General features: G+C 58.3%; 3 protein-coding genes. 1 reads left to right on the forward strand and 2 read right to left on the reverse strand.

The genetic code is table 11. From position 1 onward, the window contains the following. Positions 1–102: 102 nt before the first annotated feature. Positions 103–552 carry a redox-sensitive transcriptional activator SoxR gene (gene soxR, locus ACRESD_RS10905; protein ID WP_431750918.1) on the reverse strand — a complete coding sequence of 150 codons (450 nt, stop codon included), beginning with the start codon at positions 550–552 and terminating at the stop codon, positions 103–105. 100 nt (positions 553–652) lie between these two features. On the opposite strand from soxR, the gene ACRESD_RS10910 reads away from it, so the two are divergent. Further along, on the forward strand, positions 653–1,018 hold the full coding sequence (locus ACRESD_RS10910; RefSeq protein WP_431750919.1) for an antibiotic biosynthesis monooxygenase: 366 nt from the start codon (positions 653–655) through the stop codon (positions 1,016–1,018). On the opposite strand, the gene ACRESD_RS10915 is transcribed toward ACRESD_RS10910, so the two are convergent. Beyond that, on the reverse strand, positions 1,007–1,788 hold a 782-nt coding region (locus tag ACRESD_RS10915), incomplete at its 5' end, for a sigma 54-interacting transcriptional regulator (protein ID WP_431750920.1). The two genes, ACRESD_RS10910 and ACRESD_RS10915, sit on opposite strands and share 12 nt — an antisense overlap.

Consider the following 1,788-nt stretch of genomic DNA (forward strand, 5'->3'; position numbering starts at 1 on the left):
GCGCGGGACAAGCCCGCTCACTACAAGAGTCTGGTCGCGGCAGATTTTCTTAAGTGACTGGCATTAGGGTTTGCCCCCTCCCACATTTACCGGTTGCCCAGCTCAGGATTGTGGAGTGGGTTCAAGCAATTGAGCCCCCGGCCCGCGCTCACCCAACTGGTCATCCTGATTACGCAACGGGCACGCCTCCAACGATAAACACCCGCAACCAATACAGCCATTGAGCTTGTCCCGCAGCAGCATCAGCTTGTTGATGCGCTCATCCAGGTCTTCGCGCCATCGCGCCGACAAACGCTCCCAATCCTGCGCCGTGGGCGTACGCCCATCGGGTAAGGTTTGCAGCGCTTGCCCAATCGTTGCCAATGGAATACCCAGGCGCTGGGCGATCTTGATCACCACCACCCGCCGCAACACATCCCGTGGGTAACGCCGTTGGTTGCCGGCATTGCGGTTGCTTTTGATCAGCCCCTTGGTTTCGTAGAAGTGCAGGGCTGTGACGGCTACACCACTGCGGGTCGCCAACTGGCCTACGGTAAGTTCTTTGTTCAGCATGAAAATCTCCGAAACAACGCTTGACCTTGACTTAACTGGAGGTTTTACCCTGCGGGACATCGAATCGCAAGATTCTGCCTACAGATGAAGGGGTGTATTCATGCAGGTATCAGAGAAAAATCGCAGCTTCACTCAATTGATCGAATTCCAGGTCGAACCCCAGCAACAACTCGCCTTGGTGGCAGCCTTGTGCACCCAGAGCGAACGTCTGGCCCAGGGCCATGGCGGATTTATCAATGCGAGTGTGCAAGTCAGTGACGACGGGCGACGGGTGCTCAATTACCTGCAATGGCGCTCGCGTGAGGAGGGCGAGGCGGCGTTCAAATGCTTTGAGCACGGCGAGGAGGATTTCTGGACGCTGATTAGCGCCCATCAGGCCACGGCGGTGACCTTCGGTTCGTTCCAAGTGCTGCGCAGCTTTGAGCGCAGCCATGACAACGCCTTGCACTGCCGCCTAAATGGATAGATGCAGCATCCGCTCGCCCTGCACATTCTCCCCAGGGCGGCGTTTGTTCACCGCCAGCTCGCCGATCTTGATCAGGCGGGTGCGTGTGACGTTGCGGCTCAGGCCCAGCAGGTTGGCGGTATGTACCTGGTTGTAATGGCTGAAACGGTAAGCGGCGCGCAGCAGGGTGTCTTCGACCTTTTCATGCAGGGCGCCGGCTTGTTCCTCAAAAAGTTTTTGGAAGGCACGTTCGAGCAAGGCTTCGGCACTGTTGTCGATGGCATGCTGGCTGTCGTCCTGGCGCTCGATGCGCATGTTCGACAAACGTAAATCGTCGCGCTCGATCACACCGTTGCGGCAGATCAGCAGGGTGTGGTGAATCACGTTTTCCAACTCGCGAATATTGCCCGGCCAGCTGTAGCTCCTGAGCTTGTGCTCGGCTTCGCGGCTGATGGTGATCGGGCCGTAGCCCAGGCGCTGGCTGTAGGCTTCGATGAAATGCCGGGTCAGCGGCAGGATGTCGCCGGGGCGCTCGCGTAGCGGGCTGAGTTCCAGGCTGACCACATCGAGACGGTAGTAGAGGTCTTCGCGGAAATGTCCGGCATTGATGGCCTTTTCCAATTGCACATTGGTGGCGGCGAGAACCCGCACGTCAATCGGAATGCTCTTGCGTGAGCCCAGGCGCACCACTTCGCGTTCCTGTAGGACACGCAGCAGCTTGACCTGGATCGCCATCGGCAAATCGCCAATTTCATCCAGGAACAACGTGCCGCCATCGGCCTCTTCGAACC

Source organism: Pseudomonas sp., from assembly GCF_050739995.1.
In the GTDB taxonomy this organism is placed as follows: Bacteria; Pseudomonadota; Gammaproteobacteria; order Pseudomonadales; family Pseudomonadaceae; genus Aquipseudomonas.

Excerpts from the sequence above, each read along its gene's own strand:
- soxR (WP_431750918.1), bottom strand. The coding sequence starts at position 552 with ATGCTGAACAAAGAACTTACCGTAGGCCAGTTGGCGACCCGCAGTGGT.
- ACRESD_RS10910 (WP_431750919.1), top strand. The coding sequence starts at position 653 with ATGCAGGTATCAGAGAAAAATCGCAGCTTCACTCAATTGATCGAATTC.